The sequence below is a fragment of the Prevotella sp. ne3005 genome (assembly GCF_900110085.1).
Taxonomy (GTDB): Bacteria; Bacteroidota; Bacteroidia; order Bacteroidales; family Bacteroidaceae; genus Prevotella.
The window spans coordinates 1-22,315 of sequence record NZ_FOCK01000015.1; the positions used below are offsets into that span (position 1 = coordinate 1).

Genomic DNA, 22,315 nt, shown 5'->3' on the forward strand with positions numbered 1-22,315 from the left:
AAGGCTGCACGCCCTGGGCTGTCAGACGGCCTACGACTTTGCCCAGCATCATAAGACGTGGGTTCGCCAGACCTTCAACAATATCAATATCGTCAGAACCTGGCAGGAGCTGAATGGCGAGGATTGCGTGCCAAATGAAGAGCTGGCCAAGAAGAAAAGCATCTGCACCAGCAGGTCGTTTAATGGCATGATCAGCGACAAGGACACCCTCAGGACGCATATCTCCAACTATGCCAGCCGTTGTGCCGAGAAGCTGAGAAGACAGGATACGGTGGCCTCCATCGTGGGTGTGTTTGTCAGCAGCAACCCCTTCAGGGAAGACCTGCTGCAATACTGGAAATACGATGAGGAGAGGCTCATCACCCCCTCCAGCTCCACCATCTCCATTGTTCAGGCGGCAGGCGAGGTGCTGGACAGGATATTCGTTCAGGGGGTGCAATACAAGCGGGGCGGGGTGATCGTCATGGGCATTGCTCCCAACAGCCCCATCCAGCAAGACCTCTTCGATGTGGATGCCGAGCAGATCCAGAAGCTGAGCAGGCTCGACCAGGTGGTCGACCGCCTCAACAAATGCTACGGCTCTGAGACCATCGTCATCGGCGCCCAGCAATACACCCAGCCTGGCGGCAAGGGCAAGGCCGATGTCTTCTCCAACGCCATGAAACAAGACCACAAGAGCAAGAACCCCACCACCCGCTGGAGCGACATCATCGTTTTGAAGTAGGTGTTATTATCTAGAAAACAAAAAAATCAGAGTCAAAGTTTTGGAAATATGAAATATTTCCGTGAAGATCAGAGGGACAGGTCATTGATTTTTTTCCAAAGATCAGAGGGACAGGTCATTGATTTTTTTCCATAAAAACTTGCGAATTACATTATTTATATGTATCTTTGCAGCGTTTTGTAGATTCTTTAAATTTATTTATCCCGAATTGGCGTAAAATATGGAAGGATCTTTAAGGGATTGATCGCGCACGAAAAACGGAAGTCGCTCTAACTCCAAATTCCCTTCCCCTTTCAAAATAAGAGATCAATGACCTGTTCCCTTGATCGAGAAAGACTATATATATGATACAAATCTGGTATACATTCTGCGAGAACATCAGCAAGAATAAAAGCGTAAAAGAGATGGTATTCGAAAAGGATATCGTAAGGAGTTTCCTTCAGGGATATGGTTTAATCACTACTGATTAAGGTAAATATCAAAATTATTAATAAACGGATATAAAATTAAAAGATATGAGACAATATTTGTTTTTTTTGTTGTTATTCTTGTTTAATCCTGTGTTAGGACAAAAGAGCGAAAGGCAAGGATGGTATGTAAAAGATTACAGTGAAAAATATGCTAGGGCATATTTTGACAGTAGTAACTCCCTTGATAAAATTGAGGGAATTTGGCAATCAACAGACGGATTCAAATATGCGATAGAAAAAAATGTTTCAAGTGCAGGTCGAATAAAAAACAAATATAGGATTATTATATTAGAGTCTAGCGTAAATGGTTGGGAGCCAACTGAAATCAAAGGCTTTATCGATTATGTCAGCATAAACGACGTATATTCCATGAAATATTACACAAAAGCCTCCTACGATGGTTCTAATCTTTCCTCTGAAAATGTATTTTTAGTTTTCGAGAATCCACTTCTTATGAGTTTTCAAAGATTAGATGGAGTTAAGATTTCATTAGTCAAGCTATATCCTAAAGTTAGTAAGTCTAAGGAAGAACAAAATTCTTTTTATTCTACCCCTGCTCCTCAATGGACTGGTTCTTGTGTGGCCATTGGAAATAAACTTGTTGTTACTAACTATCATGTTGTCGAAAATGCTAATAATCTAGTAGTGTCTGGAATTAATGGAGATCAATCTGTAGATTATGCTGCAGAAGTGGTTCTTACGGATAAATTTAATGACTTGGCTGTTGTAAAAGTCAAAGATTACCGTTTTAATGGCTTTAATATAAAGTATGGTATAAAAAAGAGTGTATCAGATATAGGTACTAATGTATTTGTTCTTGGATATCCTTTAACTTCCACAATGGGAGATGATATAAAATTAACAACGGGCGTAATTAGTTCAAAAACAGGTTTTCAAGGTGATGTTTCACAATACCAAATATCAGCACCTGTTCAACCTGGTAATAGTGGAGGTCCGCTTTTTGATGACATGGGAAATCTTATTGGTATCGTATCAGCTAAACACAGAGGTGCGGAGAATGTTGGTTATGCCATTAAGTTAAGCTATCTTCAAAATTTGGTCGATTCTTCAAATGAGCCTATAGAATTAAACACTTTCAACTCAATATCTTCTTTGCCTTTACCTGAGAAAGTTAAGGCTATTTCCCCGTGTGTTCTTTTGATTAAAGCAAATACTGTGAATAATTCTTATTCGAAAAGAAACGAAGGTGGTTATATAGGTAGAGAGAGTACCGAAGAAAGGATGTCCAAAGCTCAATCCTTACTTGATTCAGCAAATGAAAAATATCAAAATGGAGATGTTGACGGAGCATATGTCGATGCTTGCAAATCTGTTGAAATATATCCCAACCCTGTTAATCATTTTAGGAAAGGATACCTTGCTAGTGTTTTGGACTCTATCGATTCTGTAATTGAGTCTATCGAGTACTGTTTAAGGCATAATCATCGCACAGAAGTTTGTTATGAAATTCTTTCGAGTGCATATGTTTCAAAAGGAAATTGGGAGAAAGCTCTTGAATTTTCGGAAAAAGTAATAGAGAATGATCGAAAAAACATTACTGCACTTGAAATAAGCGGAATTTGCAAAAGCGAATTGGGGAGAAAAGACGATGCCATTTCCGATTATATAAAAGCAATAAGATTTGATGGTGTAATAGATTACAATTATGCCAATATCTACAATAATCTTGCTTATGAGTATATGAAGAAAAGCAACTATACTAAAGCTAAAGAATATATAGACAAATCAATACAACATAGTCACATGTATGGTAACGCCTGGGATACTTATGGGGAATTAAATTATCGATTAGGCAATTATGATCAATGCATTGATTGTATGAATAAGTCTATCACGATTTCAAAATTAGTTAAAAAGGATAGTTGGTCAGGTAATTCATTCCTTTATAGAGGGCTTGCAAGAAAGAAAATCGGAGATGTTTATGGAGCGTATACAGATTTAGAGATTTCCTTAAAGAAAGGAAATGAGGAAGCTTCTTTCGAGTTGGAAAAAATCGACAAATCGACAATTGATTATAATAAAGATGAATCATATAACAAAATGTTTGCGACACCATCATTACGCAAAAACGACCATCAAAATTTATCAATTAAGGGTGTTGAAGTTAGCAGTGAGTGCACTGCTATATACTTTCAATACACAAATGTAGCTAATAGTCCATATGGTTATTATACCATAAATAAAGATGCATACATTCGTGATAAGAAAACTGGAAAAAAACTATATCTCCTGGGAACTGAAAATTGTCGTATTTCTCCGCTAGTTACCAATATAAGACTTGGAGAAACTGCTAGTTTTGTTTTATATTTCCCTTCTATTAGTCAGAAAACCAATGAAATTGATTTTATTGAGTCAGACACCCTCAAGGATGGTTGGAAAGTTCTAGGTATTAAATTAAAAAAATAAATTGGGCACATAAGATATATGAACACAAAACAGATTGTTGAAAAGACTGAGGCGTTAATTGATGCGCTGAGAGCTACATGCTCGACATACGGATTATCAGGTGATAGTAGCGAGTATAAAATCATCGTTCAGGTATTCCTGTATAAGCTATTAGATCAGAGGGACAGGTCATTGATCTGTTCCCCAAAGATGAGAAATAAAGAACGAGGCTTGCATCCCTGCAGGCCTCGTTCTCGTTATTTGCGACAAAGGGGCAGAAGGGGCTTTGATTTTGTCGGAAAGAGAATAATAAGTGAAGATTTTGGCGAATAAATTTTGTTGTGTCAGGGATTATTATTACCTTTGTCCCCAACAAGAATGTTGAACTCTAAATTTGATAGTATGCAAAGCATTGAATCTGGCAACAAAGGTGAGATTGTGATGTACCAACCGGATGAAACCATTCGGCTGGAAGTACGAGTTGAGAATGAGACTGTGTGGCTGACACAACAGCAGATTGCTGATCTATTTCAGTCTTCCAGAACAAACGTCGTAGAACATGTCATGCACATTTATGAAGACGAAGAATTAGAAGAAAGTTCAACTTGTCGGAAATTCCGACAGGTTCGCAAAGAAGGCAAAAGAACTGTTTCACGCGTGGTTCCTATGTATAACCTTGATATGATTATTTCCGTTGGTTATCGTGTTAATTCAAAACGGGGCGTAAAATTCCGCCAATGGGCAAATCGAATCTTAAAAGAATACATGTTGAATGGTTATTCTGTTAACCGACGTTTCGAAACTATCGAACAGCGTTTGACCGCTGCTGAAGATAAAATAGATTTCTTCGTGCGTTCATCCCTGCCTCCAGTAGAAGGCATTTTCTACGATGGGCAGATATTCGATGCCTATGTACAGATCGTGAACCTTATCAAACAGGCCCATCGTTCCATAGTTCTTGTAGACAACTATGTTGATGAGACCACGCTCATGATGCTCAGCAAGCGGAATGCCAATGTGTCGGCCACCATCTACACCAAACAAACCGCCGAGCAGTTCCGATTAGACGTGCAGCGCCATAACCAGCAGTACCCGCCCATCGCAGTCAATATCTGCCAGCGGAATCATGATCGCTTCCTGATTATTGATGATGTGGTCTACATCTTTGGTGCCAGTCTGAAGGACGCTGGCAAGAAACTTTTCGCCTACATCAAGATGCAAGAGACATCGGCGAGTGAGCTGTTAAGCAGAATCAGGTAAGGAAGTTTTTTATGTCATCTCGACTTTTTTCTTCTTTTGTCATCTCGATTTTTCTCTCTTTGTCATCTCGACCGAGCGTAAGCGCCCCCTCTTTGTCATCTCGACCGTCTTCTTTTTCCTGTCATCTCGACCGAGCGGAGTGAGTGGAGAGATCTCATAAATGCGCCTTTTGGCGCAAGCGGCAAGCCGCAGAGATATCTCGACTACGCTCGATATGACAGGGGGAGGGTACGCTCGATATGACAGGGAGAGGGTACGCTCGATATGACAGGGGGGAGAAGGGGTAAAAAAAAGGAGCTCCGCCGAGCCCCCAAACCTTTGTTAACCTTAAATCTAATACTATGAAAAACACGTTGCAAAGGTACGATGAAATTTTGATTCCGCCAAATATTTAACTTGATTTTAACTTGTTATTTCATTCGTCGATAAATCTTGGGGGTGCCATTTGCTAAAATGTATTAAAGTCGAAAATTTGTAATCTGTTATGGTGAAATGAGAGAATATTTTATTAATTTTGTGCTCGAAATCGAAAGGTAACTAATTAATCAATCAATAATACCTATAAGTTATGTTTTATCTCAAGAAAAATTATATTGTTTACCAACTCATCCTCAAAGGAAAGGAGTTGAGTGATGGAGAGACAGGGGTTATTGCGGATAAGGAAGTTCTGCAGAGAATTTTTGATGCAGACTTCCAAAATCACGGCTTAGACCTTGTAAACCCTAAAAGTCATATACACTTCTATCATAAATTTGTGAAAACACCCAGGGATGGTCTCTATCTCATAAATGTGTTTAATCCTTCAGATCGTTCAAGCACAGAAGTTCTGATTGACACCAGAATCTTCCCCAATTTCGTATCCGTAGAGGATAATCCAAACAATCGGAAGGCTACTCGTGAGGTTTTTCAGATTATGGACTACTCGCTGAGTCTGGCTGTGGCTACATTCAAATGGGAAGCAGTGCTTAAGAAAGTCCGCTTGGTTAGAGTTCAGTATCAGGATGAGTTCTGGAGTGCTATGGTTTATGCGGATAATATCATTTATCCACCGTTTTTCCAGAAGATTCTCATTGAGAATAATTTTCACGGAGATATAGACAATTTTAATAATTATCAAAACCAACTGTAAAAATGGAAAATTTAGGAAAAGAACATGTTGCCCCAGTAAACAATTTCTTTGGCAACATCAACAATTACAATGTGTATAATGCCCCAGTGAACTACAACGGGGGCGTGTATAATAATAATGGTGTAGAAGCAGAGAAATCTTCAGATCTCGTTCAAGAGGGTAAGAAGGCATCGGAAGATATGATGATCAAGGCTGCCAGAATTACCCAGCAGAATGGACTCTGGAAGTCTCAGAGGTCTTGGTCGGTGACATACATGGTGTATTGTATTTGGGGCTATAAGGGCAGAGTGACGGATTTTCTTAATGATGTAATGGGATGGCCGAAAGAGGTTACCGATAGCGTAACCTGCAATCGCGATGCAGTAGAGAAGCTGAAGAATACTTATAATTTCTCGAAAGAAATCTCAGAATGGCGGTCTAATGGTGTTCCTGAACAGTACTGCCTGCTGGGTGAGGGGTTGGATTCTGAACTTATGAAAATGGCACAAATACCAGAAGAATAAGACGCATAAAAGGCGCATATGGCGCAAAGTAAGGCGCATAAGGCGCAAACTATGGCGCAAGCACAGACGTTTCTTGTCTGTGCTTTTTTTTGTGCCTAACTTTGTACTCGCAAACAAGTTGCAAGTGATCTTTGACACGCTGACACAGACAACCGCACGGGAAGGCTCGGGCGAGATAAAACTGTATGGAGGCGATGCCTCACACTATGTGCGCACATGCGCATGTACATTTATTCTTTTTAATAACAAACCTAAAGGTCGCCTGTAAAGGGGGCGACGTAAAACAAAACATAGATGATGAAAACAATAGTAACAACAACAGAGACAACAATGATGGTAAAGATGAACCGCTCTGACCAGAATGAGGCACAGCACATGACCTCGCTTGAGATTGCACAACTCTCAGGAAAGAACCACAAGGATGTGCTGAAGGCCATCAGGAACATGGAGCCCTCATGGATGACGATTACAGGGCGCAAATTTGCGCTCTGTGAAAAAACCTACCTAATGGCGAACGGCGTAGAGAAGAAACAACCCTACTACTCGCTCACCAAGACCGAGACGCTCTACATCGCCACGAAGTTTAACGACGAGGCTCGCGCCCGACTGGTGCTTCGCTGGGAGCAATTGGAGAAGGAACGGCTGATGGAGATGCAGAAGCCCAAGCAGCGACCCAAGGAGATTCGTCTGCTGGCTTGCGACGAAGAGGTGCTCGACGAGGCCGACGACATTCTGGGTGACGAGCTGGCGAAGCTGAACAAGTACAGCCGAAACTGCTACACGGCATCGGAGATTGCCAAGGTGTTCGGCATGGACGGGCGCGACTTGAATTCGTTTCTGGCCGACCAGAACATCATCCGCTGGGCGCGAGGCCAGTGGCGACTGACTCAGAAGTACAAGCACATGGAACTGACGGAGGATCGTTATAAGTACGTTCACGATCTCGACGGGCACCGTAAGCTTGTGTCTTACCTGGTCTGGACGGAGAAAGGACGAGAGTTCTTGCTGAGTTTAATTGAAGATTGAAGATTGAAAATTGAAAATTGTCATGTCGAGCGGAGTCGAGGAATCTCATGAGATCTCTCCATGCGCTAACGCTTAGTCGAGATGACGGGAGGGAAGGGGCGCTTAGTCGAGATGACAATAATGCTCAAATCATAAAGCTCAAAGCTTAATGCTTAAAGCTTAAAGCTAAAAAAGTTTAACCGAGTCGGAGGAATGAGCGAGTGGGAAAGTATCCGGATAGAAATTGAGCTCAACTGAAAAACACATCGCTTTCCAAAAGCTCACAAATTCGACAAATAATTATGAAAAAATACATTGAAATTGAGGAGGAAGTTTACAACCGTATCTTAGCCGGTAAGTATGTTGACGGATCTATGCATAAGGCCCATCATTCATCGATGTTGGTCTTCAAGGCATTCAACCGTAAGCCGAGACACAGAATCAAGGATCGCCTCATCCGCATGCTGGAGCATGGCTGGGTGAAGGAGAGCGAAGAACGTATCAAGGTGTATGAGAGCATCCCGAAGAATCTGGGCACACCCCGAGTGATGAACGTACTCGAACGAGAGGTGAAGGAGGCGAAGAACGCCCTGATAGATTGGGAACTCATTGAGTTTGTATGAAGAATGGAAAGTAAGAAGGTAAAAAGGTAAGAAAGTAAAAAAGTAAAACTATAATGGAGAATTTAGTAACAATCGTTGAGGTGGGCGCATACTCTGAGCGCCAGTATCAGAAGCAGGACGGCAGTTCTGAATACTTCAAGAGCCGTGGCGTAGTGATGAAGCGTGGTGGAGACACCATCTATGGTGAGATGACGGGCGAGCTGGCTTCGAAGAACCGAGACACGCAGTTCCATCAGGGGATGCCTTATATCGTGAAGGGATTCTGGAAACATCGTACATGGGAAGACCAGAACCATCAGACGCGTCATGAGAACGCCTTCTATATTACAGACTTACAAAGCTTATAATATGAAGATTTGTTTCCAGAGAAATAAAAGAGGAATCTATTCGTTGGCCTGCCCTGAGGTAAAACTCAGGGCGCTGGCCGCCGATCAAGAGACGAAACTGTTGACTGCCAGCTGTCGCCAAGCCATCAAATATGCCAAAGAGGGACTGCCTGCAGAGGTGCCACAATGGTTTGACAAGCGGTTCAAGGATTTCTGTAAGGGTGAGACCAAAGATAGAGGCGATGCCTTTGTGAAAAAGAGTGACAAGCAGAAGCTGCTGCTGTTTTCGGAAGATCAGAAAGGTAAGCACCCCTTTATCAACTTCAGTGCAAGTGGGTACGACACATCGGAGGTTACAGACAAGAAGACGAAGATCAAGAAGAAAGGGCCTTGGCGCAAACAGAAGTATGTGCACCTGTCGGGTCTTGTAGCCATCGATCTTGACAATGTGGACGACGCTATAGCCATCTATAAACGCTGGGAAGAGAAGGTGGATTTCAAGGCACTGAAGATCTACTTTATTTATCTCACACCCAGGATGGGCCTCAGGGTGGTATTCCGCTGCGACGCATCTCGCGGCAACCTTATCGACAACCAGCTATGGATGTGTCAGCAGCTGAGTGTTGACGGCATAGATGTGGAGCCTGATGGCAGTTGTAAGGATTCCAGTAGGGGATCGTTCCTGACCTCTGATGAAAATTTTTTATATGACAACTTAAAAGAACTATATGAAGATGAACCAGACAAAGATTTTATTGAGAAATATGAGCCTGAGTATCGGGCTGGTCGTAGTGCTTCTGTTAAGACTGCTGCTGTGGCCGGTAAGAATGCTAAACAAGGGGCTGGGAATGAGCGGAAGGTGGATGTTTCGGCAGATACACTAAGCGCAGGGTCTAACACCGCGGGGACAGACCCCCTGCGTTTGACAAGTCAAACACAGCTGGGTCAGTCCCCGGATGTTCGACAAACACAGAATTTTCAATCTTCAATATTCAATCTTCAATCATTAAAATGGAGAGGGTATGACTTACAGAGTATTATTGATGCTCGGTATGGGGATAAGCTGCCCTGCCGAGATGATAGCAACCGACATACAGAATCGCTTAAGCTGGCCACAGACCTCATGCTTATGCTCGACGGCGATAAGGCCCTGGTACAACGAATCGTCGAAGCCCAGCCGTGGGTGCAGGAGATCATCGAAGAGCGCGATGAGAACGTGGAGCAGACGGTGGAATCAGCAGCGGGCTGCGTGGCGGAGAAGGAGAAGAAGTATGCTTCGTCGCTACCATCCAAGGCCATGCTCGAAGCGATCCGGAAATTCACGGGCAAGACGTATCAAGAGATAGTGAATGGAGTGATGGAGTCAGGGAGACAGGGGGCGCAGGACATTACCGAAACCGATATCGACCGCTATCTCTGGGACTGGGGCGAGCGGATAGAAGAACTGTCGGAACACTTTCCGTTGCTGAAGGACATCTGCAAGGGATTGAAGCGGAACCAGTATCCCGCTGCCTTGGTGGTGAGCGGTGGACTGATGATGACGCTGATGACACGCTGCTCGTATCGCTTCTATCATCGACCGGAGGAGTTGCGACGCCTGAACTGCTCGGCCCTGATCATTGGCGACCCAGCCAGTGGTAAGAGTTTTGCGACTCGCCTCTACAAGCTGCTGATGCAGCCTGTGTTTGAGTCGGACAAGATAGGCAAGGATGCCATCAATGCCTATCGTGAGGAGATGCGCACCAAAGGCGCCAACAAGGAGAAGCCTAAGAAACCCAAGGTGGTGATTCAGGTTCACCCCGCCCGAACATCGAATGCCCAGTTTACCCAAGACATGGTGAACGCGGTGGAGATCGTGAATGGCGAGCCCATGCACTTGCACATGTTCACTTTCGACACAGAGTTGGATAATACGTTGACGGTTCAGAAGGGTGGCTCGTGGATTGACAAGCAGTCGCTGGAGCTGAAGGCTTTCCATAACGAGGAGGATGGTGTGGCCTATTCGAACAACGATTCGATTTTCCAAGAGTTCAATGTCTACTGGAACTTCATCTATACGGGCACACCCATCGCCCTGAAGAAGAAGGTGAACGAGCAGAACTTCGGCTCTGGTCTGGCCACCCGCCTGACCTGCATCCCGCTGCCTGCCACCAATTTCCAGATGTTGAATCGTGAGCGCGTGGTGGATCTCGAGAGTGACGAACGCCTGAAGGAGTGGGCTTATAAACTCGACAAGACCAAGGGCGAGCTATCAGTGCAGAAGCTGGTGGATGAGCTCTACGACTGGACGGAACGACGCATGCTCGATGCCCAGGAGAACGACTCGAAGGCCGACGAGATGCTGCTGAAGCGCTGCGCCTATCATGGCTTGAACTTCGCTGCGCCCTTCATCGTGATGCGCCACTGGAGCGCCCTGAAGCAGGATGGCGACTACTGGACGGGCGAGTTTGAGACGGACGAGGTGGACTGGCGACTGGCTGAGTTGATCGTGAACATGCAGTACACCTGCCAGCGCCACTATTTTGGTGCCATGGCCGAGGCTTATTTCGACAACAAGAATCGGGAGATTGCCACCAACGTGCGCCATCAGCAGAAGACCATCGAGGCCTTCAGCCGACTGCCGGAGGAGTTTACTGCAGAGGACGTGATGCGTTGCTGCGGTGTGTCGCAGGCAACGGCTAAGACCAAGATCTTCCGTCTGGTGAAGGACCGACTGATAGAGAAGTCGGAGGAGTTTGTCGAGAACGGCACTCAAAAAGCGAAGTATAAGAAAACCGGTATCACGATCTTCTGACGCGGTTACGCGGTTACACGGTTTCATTTTGAAAATGATTAGTTTTATGGAAAAAGCAGAATTGAATAAAAACATGCACCTCTCCGAGCACTTTACGCTCGGGGAGGTTACAAAGACGAGTGTTAAGACGGCGAATGGACGCTCGGCGACGCAAGGAGACGCTTTGCTTGCAAAGAATATCCCCAGCCATGTGGCGATTGAGAATCTGAAGAATCTCTGTGAGAATTGGTTGGAGGATTTAAGGTATTCGTATAATACGTTGTATCCTTCCTGTCATCTCGAGCGGAGTCGAGAGATCTCTCCACGCGCTACGCTTGGTCGAGATGACAATCCCATCATTATTACATCGGGGTATCGGTCGCCGGAGGTGAATAGAGCGGTGGGAGGATCGCCAACGAGTAACCACCTGACGGGGTGCGCTGTGGATATCCGATGTGAGGGCTTTGAGCAGGCACTGCGCTATGCGAACATCCTGCTGGACATCTCTGACGGCACGAAGCAGGATTACGATGAGCTGTTCATCGAACGAAGCAAGCAAGGGCGCTACTGGATTCACTTTGCGGTAAGGCCGAAGGATAATCGGAGAAAGACGGCGTTTATCCTAACGTGATATTCTCGACGTCGATGGACTCGTGGAGGAAGATCTGAGCCTGTTCCTTGAATTTGTCAGGGTTTTCGGTGGTGAGGTAGTGTGCCTCACCATTTTTGTTGCAGCGTTGCTCTATCTGCGGATGGCGCTCAAGATAGTCCTTGAGACTCTCGGCCACATATTCGCCTTGGGGAATCACACGGACGCCAGCGGGCAGGTATTTCAGAATCTTCGGCATGAGCAGCGGGTAATGGGTACAGCCGAGGATGATGGCGTCGATCTGAGGGTCGAGGCGCATGATCTGGTCGATGCGCTTCTTGACAAAGTAGTCGGCTCCAGGCGAGTCGGCCTCGTTGTATTCGACGAGGGGCACCCAGAAGGGACAGGCCACGCCCGATACCTGGATGTCGGGGTGGAGCTTGTGGATCTCGAGGTTGTAGCTCTCACTCTTGATGGTGCCTTCGGTGGCGAGGACACCCACATGGTTTGTGCTGGTGAGACTTCCGATGACTTCGGCTGTAGGACGGATGATGCCCAGCACACGGCGCTCAGGGTCCCACTGGGGCAGGTCGTGCTGCTGGATGGTGCGCAGGGCTTTGGCCGAGGCAGTGTTACAGCCGAGGATGACGAGGTGGCAGCCCATCTCGAAGAGGCGCAGCACAGCCTGGCGCGTAAACTCATAGACCACGTCGAATGAACGTGGTCCATAGGGTGCGCGGGCATTGTCGCCCAGATAGAGATAGTCGTACTGGGGAAGCAGCTGGCGGATGCCGTGAAGGATGGTGAGTCCGCCGTAGCCGCTGTCGAAGATTCCGATTGGTCCCGGACTACTTGAGAGCATCCTGAACCGTCTGGTTGATGTCCTCGCCCATGGCGGGGTTGATGAAGGGCAGTGCCTTCTGGTCGGTGTCGACGATGAAGGCATAGCCGCGCTCACTGCCAATCTTGCCGAGGGCTTCGATGAGCTTGATGCGCAGGGGAGCCATGGCCTCTTGCTCTGCCTTGGCGAGTTCGTCGAGACTCTGCTGCTTGAAGGCGATGTTCTTCTGCATCAGTTCCTGAAGCTCGCTCTGGCGCTTCTGAAGGATGGTCTTCGGAAACTCGCGCTGGCCTTCGAGGAATTCTTCGTATTTGCGGTTGAACTCGTCTTCCACGCGCTTGGCTTCTGTCTGATACTGAGCCTTGAGGTCGGCCAGATTTTTCTGAGCCAGCGTGTAGTCGGGCATCGACTGCAGGGCAGCCTCGTAGCTGAGGAATCCGAATTTCATTGTGGCGTTTTCCTGAGCTGATACACCCAGGAAAACGCACATGAACAGTATGATGCTTGCAAGTCGCTTCATAGATTACTTCAATCCAAGTTTGGTCTTAACCTGTGCAGTAACGTCGGTAGAGAGGGTGGTGCTGATGAAGGGCAGAGAGTTGTCCTCCATGATGTAGACAAATCCACCAGCCTGACCAACAGCCTTGATGGCCTCGAGCACCTTGCCCTGGATGGCAGACATCTTCTCCTGAGAAGCCTTGGCGAGTGCCTGCTGGTTGTCCTGGTAGCTCTGCTGGATCTTCTGATACATGTCCTGGAGCTCCTGCTGACGGCGCTGCTTGATGTTGTCGGGCAGGGTAGCCTGCTCCTTGTCGAAGGCTTCGCCCTTCTTCTGCAGCTCGTCCTGCATCGACTTCAGGTCAGCCTCATACTGTGCCTGGAGGGCATCGATCTCAGTCTTTGCCTTGCTGTACTCAGGCATAGCCTGGATGATCTCCTGGGTGTTCACATGACCGAACTTACCCTGTGCGTTGGCGGTGGTGATACCGCAGATTGCGCAAATAGCGCAGATAATCAGTTTTTTCATTTTCTTCTTTTTTTATTGTTATTAATATTCTTGCGTTATTAGGATTTCCCAGGGTATTATCCTAGGAGTTCCTAGGATCTTAGTAGCCTAATTTTCTGAGGACTTCATTGGAGATGTCGATCTTCGGGGAGCCGAAGATGATGCCGGTATCACTGGCACGGTCGAGTACGAGCTGATAGCCACGGGCTTCGGAGATGTCCTTGATGGCATTGTAGATCTCGTCCTGGATCGGATTCATGAGGGCATTGCGCTTCTTGAAGAGCTCGCCTTCGGGGCCAAAGTACTGCTTTTTCAGGTCGGCGGCCTGCTTTTCTTTCTCTACGATGGCGTCCTGCTTGGCTTTCTTCTGCTCCTTGGAGAGGAAGACCACCTCGTTCTGATAGTTCTTATAGAGGGTCTGCGCCTCGGTGGTGAGGGCATCGACTTCTGCCTGCCACTGCTTTGACACCTGGCTGAGCTGCTCGTTGGCACGCTCGTAGGCAGGGATATTCTTCAGGATATACTCCATGTCGACGAGAGCGAACTTCTGTGCGCTAACACTTAAAGGTAAAAAGGTAAGAAGGTAGAAAGGTAAAACCCATTTTACCAACCCCATCACCTTATTTCTGAAAAACTCATTATTCATAATCGTAATCTTTTTATGTTATACACCTCTTTGACGCTTATATCGTTAATAGGTTTAATTAGAACTCCTGTCCGAGGATGAAGTGGAAGTTACTGCCACCGCGAGACTGGGCACCTGACTGGTTGGTGTAGACATTGTCGAAACCATAAGCCCAGTCAATACCCATCAGACCCACCATCGGGAGGAAGATACGTACGCCGAGTCCGGCAGAGCGCTTCATCTTGAAGGGGTTGAAGTCCTTGGCGTTTGCCCAAGCATTACCGCCTTCGACGAAGCCCAGTCCGTAGATGGTGGTGTTACCCAGCATGAACGGATAGCGAAGCTCGAGCGTGAAGCGGTCGTAGGCATACGAGTTGTAGGATGAGATGGTGCGGCCTTGCATCATTTCCTCGTAGGCAGAGGAGTAGGAGAGTGAACCGTTCTCATAACCACGCAGACCGATGGTCTCTTCAGCGTAGCCATAGCTGTAACCACTCATACCGTCACCACCCACGTAGAAGGTCTCGAAGGGTGAGCGCTTGTCTTTGTTGTAGGCACCTAAGAGTCCCATCTCCACACGGGTCATCAGCACGAAGCACTTCTGGCCTCCGGTGAGGGCGGTGAAGGTGCGGGCCTTGAACTTCCATTTGTGGTATTCAATCCAGCGGTAGACTTCCTGCAGCTCGTCTTCGTAGGTGGCAGAGTTGGTGTTCTTTGCCAGCGTAGAGTAGTCCTTGCCGTCGAAGAGCGACCAGGGCGGCGTGAGGGTGACGGAGGCCATGAACTCAGAACCACGCCGCGGGAACAGCTGGTTGTCGGTAGAGGTACGCGACAGTGTCAAGCCGAGGTTGATGTTGTTACAGTTACCGTTGTGGATATAGAAGTAACTCCAGTCGCGCAGCATATAGCGGGTGTAGCCCAGGGTGGCTGTGAACTGGAAGTAGTCATCAGGCCAGCGCAGACGCTTACCCCATCCTATAGAGGCACCGAAGACGGTCATGGTCTTATCGTCGTCGAGCATCGACTCGTAGTTCATGTAGTAGGGGTTGTAGCCACCGTAACCGTAGCTGTACATCGCGTAGTTGTTGTAGAACGCGTTGTTACGGTAGTAGCTCGAGATGTCACTCTGCTTAGAGTAGAAGGCACCGACGTTGAGGCTGTTAGGACGCTTGCCACCAAACCAGTTGGTACCGTAGTTGGCACTCAGCGAGCTGTAGTACGAACCGTTGGTCTGGAAGCTGAAGCCGAGCTGCTCACCATCGCCATAGGGCAGGATACCGCGGTGGAGCTTGTTCTTACCAAAGAGGTTGCGGATGGAGAAGTTGTTGAACTTGATACCAATCTTTCCGATGATACCCGTCTGTCCCCAACCGAGTGAGAACTCCAGCTGGTCGTTGGACTTCTGTTCGAGTTGCCAGTTGATGTCCACCGTACCGTCCTCGTAGTTGGGCTTCACGTCGGGCACCACTTTTTCTGGGTCGAAGAATCCCATGGAGGCGATATCACGGGCTGAGCGCATCAGGGCTTCCTTGTTGAACAGGTCACCGGGCTTGGTGCGGAGCTCACGACGCACAACCTCTTCATAGAGGCGGTCGTTACCATAGATACGCACATGGTTGAGGTGAGCCTGCGGACCTTCTGTGACGCGCATCTCGATGTCGATAGAGTCACCATCGATGTTCACTTCCACCGGGTCGATGTTCGAGAACACATAACCATTGTTATAGTAATAGTTTCCGGCAGCGTCGTCGTCTTCCTTCAGGCGCTTGCCCATCTGCTTCTGGTTGTAGACATCGCCTTTCTTCATGCCGAGTACGGCATTGAGGTAGTCGGTGGTAACAACCGTGTTACCCACCCAGGTGATGTTACGGATGAAGTACTTGTCGCCCTCGTCGATCTTGACGTAGACGTTCACGTGCTTGTCGTCGTAGCTGTAGACGGAGTCCTCGATGATGGTAGCATCGCGGAAGCCCAGCTCGTTGTATTTCTCGATGAGGGCCTGCTTGGCCTCTTTATAGCGCTCGTCGGTGAATTTCTTCGATTTGAAGAGGTTGGCGAGTTTGCCGGCCTCATGGATCTTGCCAAAGGCACCCTTGCTGATGAGTGAGCCTTTGATTTTGCCGTCGCTGAGTTTCTCGTTGCCGTCGAAGATCAGCTGGTGGACGCGCATCTTGTCCTTCTTGTCGATGTTTACGTCGAGCACCACCTGGTTGGTACCCTCCACCTCGCGCTGTACAATGTCGATCTCGGCATTCTTATATCCCTTGTCATCGAAGTATTTCTTGGCCAGGATCTTCGCACGGTCTATGATGTTACGCGTCAGACTCATGCCTTTCACCATACCCAACTTCGCCTCCATATCCTCACGTTCAGCTTTCTTGATGCCGTGGTAGTTGATGGCAGAGATACGGGGGCGTAGTCCTAAGTGGATGCAAAGGTAGATCTTGTTGCCAACGATAGAGTCTGCCGTGATGCTGACCTTCGAGAAGAGTCCGTTGCGCCAGTAGCGCTTCACAGCCTCGGTGATTTGGGAGCCTGGCACTTCCACCTGCTGTCCGACAGAGAGACCGGAGAGTCCTGTGAGCACATAGTCTTCATAGCCTTCGACACCCTCCACGGCAATGCCGCCAATCTCACAGGTACGCGGGGTACCGGCATAGGAGATGTCGGGGTTGATGATCTTGTCCTGCGCAACGACGCTTAAAGGTAAGAAGGCAAGAAGGCATAAGAGTAAAACACCCTTCACCTTACCTATTACCTTATTTATATATATATTAGAAATCACTTTTTACCTTTTTACTTTTTTACTTTTCTTCTGCTTCTACCTGGGCCTCTGTCTTACCGAAACGGCGCTGACGGCTCTGGTAGCTGTAGATAGCTTTGTACAGGTCTTCCTCCATGAAGTCGGGCCAGTAGGTGTCGCAGAAATAGAATTCTGAATAGGCACACTGCCAGAGCAGGTAGTTGGAGATGCGGAGTTCGCCACCGGTACGTATCAGGAGCTCGGGATCGGGCATGAAGTTCGTCCACAGATGGTCGTTGATGGTCTCCTCGGTGATGTCGTCGACACTGAGCTTACCGTCTTTCACCTCCTGGGCAATCTGCTTGGCAGCTGTGGTCAACTCCAGCTTTGACGAGTAGCTCAGGGCTACTACCATCGTCATGGTGGTGTTGCCAGCAGTGTGCTCCTCGGTCTCTGCCAGTTTCTTATTGACAACCTCGGGGATGCGGGAACGGTCGCCCACAACACGGAAGCGCACATTATTCTTCATGAAGATCTCGTCTTCCAGCGAGGTCAGCACCAGTCCCATCAGGGCTGCCACCTCGTCGGCAGGACGATTCCAGTTCTCCGTGGAGAAAGTGTATAGGGTCAGGAACTTCACGCCAAGACGGGTACACTCTGACGTGATGCGGCGAACGGCATCGACACCGGCCTGATGGCCGAAACTGCGGTCTTTCCCTCGCTCCATAGCCCAACGCCCGTTGCCGTCCATGATGATGGCAATGTGCTGGGGAATACGATTCATGTCCAAAAGCTCTTTCATATATCTTAATCTCTATCGTTATGACACGTTTTACATTTTGCCCAGAGGTCGTATGACAGACCCACCTGGATGATGCTGTAGCAGTCGCTGTTCTTGAACAGTCCGCCGCTCTTGATGCCGTAGGTATCGCTGCGGCCGTCGATTTTGTCACTCGGGGTGAAGCGCACCACCCATTCTGCTGTCAGGTTCAGCCGCTGTCCGAGTTTATATTTGATGCCTGCTCCGATGGGCAGGTTCACGGTTGCTCCGCTATGCTCACCCCCGTAAAAGGTGGCTCCGAGGCCTAAGGTGATGAACGGTGTCAGCCGTTTTGCTCCCCTGTATTCCTGTCCGGTACCGTAGGCCCAGAAGTTGTACTCGAAGCGTACATCCACTTCCGTGAGGCTGTGGTTGAAGTCGTAGGACTCCGTAGGATACCAGGTACTGACGTTGTCGCTGGAGCCTTTCACCTTTCCCGTTCCGAGGTCCATGGCCACAGCCATGCGTGGGTTCAGGCGGTATTTGGCTAGGAGAGTTCCCCAAGGCTGCATCCCTTTCACAAGATTGCTGTTGTAATCACCTAGGTAGGTTACCAGTCCGAAGCCTGCGCCCAGTTCCATCCTGTATTCTGGCTCTTCCTGGGCGTGTGTGGCTGTTGAGACTGCCACCATGAAGATTGCTATCAGCAGTTTCCTCACGCTAATTTAAGTATTGGCCCCGCCATACTTCACCGGTGTCGTTGCCCACCAGCCAGAGATAGCCGTAGTCATCGGCAAAGGCAGTGAGGTTGAACGTTCCGATGTTTTTGGGGAGGGTATATGCTGAAGTCGTCTTCCAGGTGATACCCTGGTCGCGGCTTACATAAATCTTTCCGTCGTTACCGATAGCGAGGGGCAGGAAGTTGTAGTACACCAGATTGAGGTGATCCATCTTCGGCAGGTAGTAGGGATTGAAACTCTCCACAGGCAGGAACACCCATTTTGAGGGCAGACTGCGGTAGGCGTGCTCAGAGATCTTGCGCCATACCACGCAGGCCTTGTCATACTGCGGACTGGTACCAATCAGCAGCTGGTAGTCTGTAGAGTCGTTGGCAGAGAAGGGCCATGAGGCGAAGGCATAGTTCTCTGTCGGTAACAATGCAATATCATCGATAATGAAATCTTCCTCCCATGTCAGGCCCTTGTCCTCGCTCACCATGATGGCTCCATTAAGGTTAAAGGCATAGCCCTCATTGTTGCTGGCACCAATAAACGAATGGAATCCAGCAGCGACCACGCGCTGTTCCCAGAGTGCCGTCTCCGTGTCTGTGGGGATATCGGCCTGAGTCTTCTTCTCCCAGATCATCCTTCCGCTCTCGACCTGATGAACATTGAGGGCAATGTCGTAGGTGCGGAAGGCAGAACCATCACGGGAATAGACGCGAATGCCCTTGGCCTTCTTAAAGTTGATAGAGTCGGTGCTACTGAAGTATACCAAGGAGTCTTCGTTCGACTTGTTTAAATACTTGATGACAATGGTACCGCTGTTGACACTGGTGATCGAGGCCAGAACATGCTCGATGTCGCAGTCGGCAGGCAGGGAATCGGTGTTGTAAATCCTGTCCTGATACTGGTCGATGGTAAATACCACGGGATTTGTCAATGCTTTCTTGTAGATGGTATCCTTACCAGCCTTAGTAGTGGTATGTACATAACGGTTTACCGTCGTCAGACTAAAGGTCTTAATGGCGGTATCGTTGGCATATTCTACTTTACTGTCATCGTCGGAACCTAAGCAAGAGGCATTCAGAATCAGACAGACTGTCAGCAGACAGAGTGCTTCGATATATCTTTTCATTGAGCTCAAAATCGATTTTATCGCAATTTGGCTGCAAATTTACGCACATTTCCGCAAATATGAGCCATTTTCACCTTATAATTAATGAAAATATGCCATAATTTGACCGATTTTAAGTTAGTTTTGTTGTTTATTCCTCCATTTTTTCATTTTTTCATAAAAAAAAGAGCGCGGTATGAATCACTCACCCCGCGCTCCTTTCAACGGCTGTTGACATCTATCGGACATTGTTGTGCACCAATGTAATGATGCTCAATGCCGAAGCAATAGCAACCGACGCCAACATGACCGTCGTTTGAAAATCTAATAACATAATCTTTACCTTAAAAAATCTAACTACTAACCTAATGAATAACGATATAATCTCACGATTACAAGTGCAAAGGTACGGAGAAATTAAGAATTAAGAGTTAAGAGTTAAGAAAATATCTCCGAAGCTGATGGCTTTTTGACCTACATCAAAAAAGATTGGCCACGCCAAATGCGCAGCCAATCTAATTGATTATAGAGTATTTTTAGAGTTTCGGGCCTGCAGCGACGAGAGCCTTACCAGCCTCGTTGCCCTCGTATTTCTTGAAGTTCTTGATGAAACGACCAGCCAGATCCTTGGCCTTCTCCTCCCACTCAGCAGCGTTGGCATAAGTGTCGCGAGGATCGAGGATAGCGGGGTTCACGTTGGGCAGAGCTGTGGGCACCTCGAAGTCGAAGTAAGGGATCTTCTTGGTCTCAGCCTTCAGGATAGCACCATCCAGGATAGCGTCGATGATACCACGTGTATCGGGGATAGAGATACGCTTGCCAGTACCGTTCCAACCAGTGTTAACGAGGTAAGCCTTGGCACCGCTCTTCTCCATGCGCTTAACCAGCTCCTCAGCATACTTTGTGGGGTGCAGCTCGAGGAATGCCTGACCGAAGCAAGCAGAGAAGGTAGGAGTAGGCTCAGTGATACCACGCTCTGTACCAGCCAGCTTAGCTGTGAAACCAGAGAGGAAGTAGTACTTGGTCTGCTCCGGAGTCAGGATAGATACTGGGGGCAGTACGCCGAATGCATCAGCAGAGAGGAAGATAACGTTCTTAGCCTCAGGACCAGCGCTCTTCTTGTTCACCTTCTGGGCGATCTTCTCAATGTGGTTGATAGGATATGATACACGAGTGTTCTCGGTAACGCTCTTATCAGCGAAGTCGATCTTACCAGCAGCGTCAACAGTTACGTTCTCGAGCAGAGCGTCGCGCTTGATAGCACCGTAGATGTCGGGCTCGTTCTCCTTAGAGAGGTTGATAACCTTAGCGTAGCAACCACCCTCGAAGTTGAATACACCCTCGTCGTCCCATCCGTGCTCGTCGTCACCAATCAGTAGACGCTTAGGATCGGTAGACAGCGTGGTCTTACCTGTACCAGAGAGACCGAAGAAGATAGCGGTGTTCTTACCCTCCATATCGGTGTTGGCAGAGCAGTGCATAGAAGCGATACCCTGCAGGGGCAGATAGTAGTTCATCATAGAGAACATACCCTTCTTCATCTCACCACCGTACCAGGTGTTGATGATGCACTGCTCACGAGTAGTAGTGTTGAAGGCTACACAAGTCTCTGAGTTCAGACCCAGCTCCTTGTAGTTCTCAACCTTTGCCTTAGAAGCATTGTAGATAACGAAGTTAGGCTCGAAGCTCTCCAGCTCCTCAGCGGTAGGCTGGATGAACATGTTCTTTACGAAGTGTGCCTGCCAAGCAACCTCAACGATGAAACGAACGCGCAGACGTGTAGCCTCGTTAGCACCGCAGAAAGCGTCCATCACATACAGGTTCTTGTTGCAGAGCTCCTTGATGGCAATCTCCTTAACCTTTGCCCAAACCTCCTCAGACATGGGGTGGTTGTCGTTCTTGTACTCCTCAGTAGTCCACCATACTTTGTCCTGGCTCTGTGCATCCTTTACGATGTACTTGTCCTTAGGTGAACGACCAGTGTAGATACCAGTCATCACGTTAACAGCGTTGAGCTCGGTGTTTACGCCCTTGTCGAAACCCTCGAGACCAGCCTTTGTCTCCTCTTCGAAGAGGTACTCATACGACGGATTGTGAGCAATCACGGTTGAACCGGTGATGCCATACTGTGTCAAATCTAACTTTGCCATATTACTAATCTAATTTTAAAATGAATATTTTCAAAACTCGGCGCAAAGTTACTAATTTATTGCGAATTGGCAAGTGACAATTAGCAATTTTTTGCGCGCACACAATCCTTTTTAGGTTAAAGAAGTTAAAAATAAGAATCGGAGTGACATTTTTGCCACTCCGACATATCAATTTTTTTATGTGGATTTTTATTTCCAGGGGTTGTCGTAGCCGACAGGACCATTCTCAAGCTTCTGACATACGATCTCGACTTCCTCGTAGTGCTGCTCACCGTCTTCCCACTTCTCGATGTAGTTGATGCAGTAGCAGTTGGTGCCCTTGATCTCCTTCATGGCTGCACCGTCTACGGTGTTCACGAACTTCACTGAGAAATCCTTCGGCATCGTCGGGTCGAGCATCCAGGCAATCAGCTGGTTGTTGCCGTCGTTCATAGCCTTCACACGGATTGTCACCTTACCACCGCGGGGGATACCTGCGATCTGTCCTTCACGATCGGTAGCCTGATCAAACTTGTAGTCTACCATCATCACCTCACGAGGCTCAAA

General features: G+C 47.7%; 20 protein-coding genes. 10 read left to right on the forward strand and 10 right to left on the reverse strand.

Going from position 1 to position 22,315, the window contains the following annotated elements:
* The 10 genes from BMY16_RS14995 to BMY16_RS15045 form a co-directional block, all read left to right on the forward strand.
* Positions 1-724, forward strand: a 724-nt coding sequence (locus tag BMY16_RS14995) for a DinB/UmuC family translesion DNA polymerase (RefSeq protein ID WP_139207258.1), incomplete at its 5' end; no start/stop codon positions are given.
* 515 nt (positions 725-1,239) lie between these two features.
* Positions 1,240-3,621, forward strand: coding sequence for a tetratricopeptide repeat-containing S1 family peptidase (locus BMY16_RS15000; RefSeq protein ID WP_091844128.1), 2,382 nt, complete (start codon positions 1,240-1,242; stop codon positions 3,619-3,621).
* 381 nt (positions 3,622-4,002) lie between these two features.
* Entirely contained in the window at positions 4,003-4,860 is an 858-nt protein-coding gene (locus BMY16_RS15010) for a virulence RhuM family protein (protein WP_091844161.1), read from the forward strand.
* 568 nt (positions 4,861-5,428) lie between these two features.
* Positions 5,429-5,989: a hypothetical protein gene (locus BMY16_RS15015; protein ID WP_091844132.1), complete on the forward strand. Its 561-nt coding sequence runs from the start codon at positions 5,429-5,431 to the stop codon at positions 5,987-5,989.
* A gap of 2 nt (positions 5,990-5,991) precedes the next feature.
* Positions 5,992-6,492 (forward strand): hypothetical protein, encoded by a 501-nt coding sequence (locus BMY16_RS15020; protein ID WP_091844133.1) that lies wholly within the window; start codon positions 5,992-5,994, stop codon positions 6,490-6,492.
* A 294-nt stretch (positions 6,493-6,786) separates the two neighbouring features.
* Positions 6,787-7,518, forward strand: coding sequence for a Rha family transcriptional regulator (locus BMY16_RS15025; RefSeq protein WP_091844135.1), 732 nt, complete (start codon positions 6,787-6,789; stop codon positions 7,516-7,518).
* 281 nt (positions 7,519-7,799) lie between these two features.
* Positions 7,800-8,120 carry a hypothetical protein gene (locus BMY16_RS15030; RefSeq protein WP_091844137.1) on the forward strand — a complete coding sequence of 107 codons (321 nt, stop codon included), beginning with the start codon at positions 7,800-7,802 and terminating at the stop codon, positions 8,118-8,120.
* A 53-nt stretch (positions 8,121-8,173) separates the two neighbouring features.
* Positions 8,174-8,467, forward strand: a complete 294-nt coding sequence (locus BMY16_RS15035) for a hypothetical protein (RefSeq protein ID WP_091844139.1) — start codon at positions 8,174-8,176, stop codon at positions 8,465-8,467.
* 1 nt (position 8,468) lies between these two features.
* Entirely contained in the window at positions 8,469-11,240 is a 2,772-nt protein-coding gene (locus tag BMY16_RS15735) for a hypothetical protein (protein ID WP_211839338.1), read from the forward strand.
* Between the two features lie 46 nt (positions 11,241-11,286).
* Positions 11,287-11,850: a D-Ala-D-Ala carboxypeptidase family metallohydrolase gene (locus BMY16_RS15045; RefSeq protein ID WP_091844163.1), complete on the forward strand. Its 564-nt coding sequence runs from the start codon at positions 11,287-11,289 to the stop codon at positions 11,848-11,850.
* Here BMY16_RS15045 and murI read toward each other — a convergent pair.
* The 10 genes from murI to tssD all read right to left on the reverse strand — a co-directional run.
* Entirely contained in the window at positions 11,837-12,670 is an 834-nt protein-coding gene (gene murI, locus BMY16_RS15050) for a glutamate racemase (RefSeq protein WP_091844141.1), read from the reverse strand. The genes BMY16_RS15045 and murI overlap by 14 nt on opposite strands.
* Positions 12,657-13,169, reverse strand: a complete 513-nt coding sequence (locus BMY16_RS15055; RefSeq protein WP_091844143.1) for an OmpH/Skp family outer membrane protein — start codon at positions 13,167-13,169, stop codon at positions 12,657-12,659. The genes murI and BMY16_RS15055 overlap by 14 nt, the downstream gene beginning before the upstream one ends.
* Before the next feature lie 3 nt (positions 13,170-13,172).
* A complete protein-coding gene (locus BMY16_RS15060; protein ID WP_091844145.1) occupies positions 13,173-13,676 on the reverse strand; it encodes an OmpH/Skp family outer membrane protein in 504 nt (167 codons plus the stop codon).
* A 79-nt stretch (positions 13,677-13,755) separates the two neighbouring features.
* Positions 13,756-14,301, reverse strand: a complete 546-nt coding sequence (locus BMY16_RS15065; RefSeq protein WP_091844147.1) for an OmpH/Skp family outer membrane protein — start codon at positions 14,299-14,301, stop codon at positions 13,756-13,758.
* A gap of 58 nt (positions 14,302-14,359) precedes the next feature.
* Positions 14,360-17,035 carry a BamA/OMP85 family outer membrane protein gene (locus tag BMY16_RS15070; protein WP_411267786.1) on the reverse strand — a complete coding sequence of 892 codons (2,676 nt, stop codon included), beginning with the start codon at positions 17,033-17,035 and terminating at the stop codon, positions 14,360-14,362.
* 49 nt (positions 17,036-17,084) lie between these two features.
* Complete coding sequence (locus BMY16_RS15075; RefSeq protein ID WP_091844149.1) at positions 17,085-17,825, reverse strand: isoprenyl transferase; 741 nt, start codon at positions 17,823-17,825, stop codon at positions 17,085-17,087.
* A 5-nt stretch (positions 17,826-17,830) separates the two neighbouring features.
* Positions 17,831-18,502, reverse strand: coding sequence for a type IX secretion system protein PorG (locus BMY16_RS15080; RefSeq protein ID WP_244513082.1), 672 nt, complete (start codon positions 18,500-18,502; stop codon positions 17,831-17,833).
* Between the two features lies 1 nt (position 18,503).
* Positions 18,504-19,640, reverse strand: coding sequence for a DUF6242 domain-containing protein (locus BMY16_RS15085; RefSeq protein WP_091844153.1), 1,137 nt, complete (start codon positions 19,638-19,640; stop codon positions 18,504-18,506).
* A gap of 515 nt (positions 19,641-20,155) precedes the next feature.
* Entirely contained in the window at positions 20,156-21,769 is a 1,614-nt protein-coding gene (gene pckA, locus BMY16_RS15090; RefSeq protein WP_091844155.1) for a phosphoenolpyruvate carboxykinase (ATP), read from the reverse strand.
* A gap of 189 nt (positions 21,770-21,958) precedes the next feature.
* Positions 21,959-22,315, reverse strand: a 357-nt coding sequence (gene tssD, locus BMY16_RS15645) for a type VI secretion system tube protein TssD (protein WP_170836141.1), incomplete at its 5' end; no start/stop codon positions are given.

Excerpts from the sequence above, each read along its gene's own strand:
- BMY16_RS15010 (WP_091844161.1), top strand. The coding sequence starts at position 4,003 with ATGCAAAGCATTGAATCTGGCAACAAAGGTGAGATTGTGATGTACCAA.
- BMY16_RS15020 (WP_091844133.1), top strand. The coding sequence starts at position 5,992 with ATGGAAAATTTAGGAAAAGAACATGTTGCCCCAGTAAACAATTTCTTT.
- BMY16_RS15035 (WP_091844139.1), top strand. The coding sequence starts at position 8,174 with ATGGAGAATTTAGTAACAATCGTTGAGGTGGGCGCATACTCTGAGCGC.
- BMY16_RS15000 (WP_091844128.1), top strand. The coding sequence starts at position 1,240 with ATGAGACAATATTTGTTTTTTTTGTTGTTATTCTTGTTTAATCCTGTG.
- BMY16_RS15045 (WP_091844163.1), top strand. The coding sequence starts at position 11,287 with ATGGAAAAAGCAGAATTGAATAAAAACATGCACCTCTCCGAGCACTTT.
- BMY16_RS15735 (WP_211839338.1), top strand. The coding sequence starts at position 8,469 with ATGAAGATTTGTTTCCAGAGAAATAAAAGAGGAATCTATTCGTTGGCC.
- BMY16_RS15065 (WP_091844147.1), bottom strand. The coding sequence starts at position 14,301 with ATGAATAATGAGTTTTTCAGAAATAAGGTGATGGGGTTGGTAAAATGG.
- pckA (WP_091844155.1), bottom strand. The coding sequence starts at position 21,769 with ATGGCAAAGTTAGATTTGACACAGTATGGCATCACCGGTTCAACCGTG.
- BMY16_RS15030 (WP_091844137.1), top strand. The coding sequence starts at position 7,800 with ATGAAAAAATACATTGAAATTGAGGAGGAAGTTTACAACCGTATCTTA.
- BMY16_RS15085 (WP_091844153.1), bottom strand. The coding sequence starts at position 19,640 with ATGAAAAGATATATCGAAGCACTCTGTCTGCTGACAGTCTGTCTGATT.
- BMY16_RS15055 (WP_091844143.1), bottom strand. The coding sequence starts at position 13,169 with ATGAAGCGACTTGCAAGCATCATACTGTTCATGTGCGTTTTCCTGGGT.
- murI (WP_091844141.1), bottom strand. The coding sequence starts at position 12,670 with ATGCTCTCAAGTAGTCCGGGACCAATCGGAATCTTCGACAGCGGCTAC.
- BMY16_RS15060 (WP_091844145.1), bottom strand. The coding sequence starts at position 13,676 with ATGAAAAAACTGATTATCTGCGCTATTTGCGCAATCTGCGGTATCACC.
- BMY16_RS15075 (WP_091844149.1), bottom strand. The coding sequence starts at position 17,825 with ATGAAAGAGCTTTTGGACATGAATCGTATTCCCCAGCACATTGCCATC.
- BMY16_RS15025 (WP_091844135.1), top strand. The coding sequence starts at position 6,787 with ATGATGAAAACAATAGTAACAACAACAGAGACAACAATGATGGTAAAG.
- BMY16_RS15015 (WP_091844132.1), top strand. The coding sequence starts at position 5,429 with ATGTTTTATCTCAAGAAAAATTATATTGTTTACCAACTCATCCTCAAA.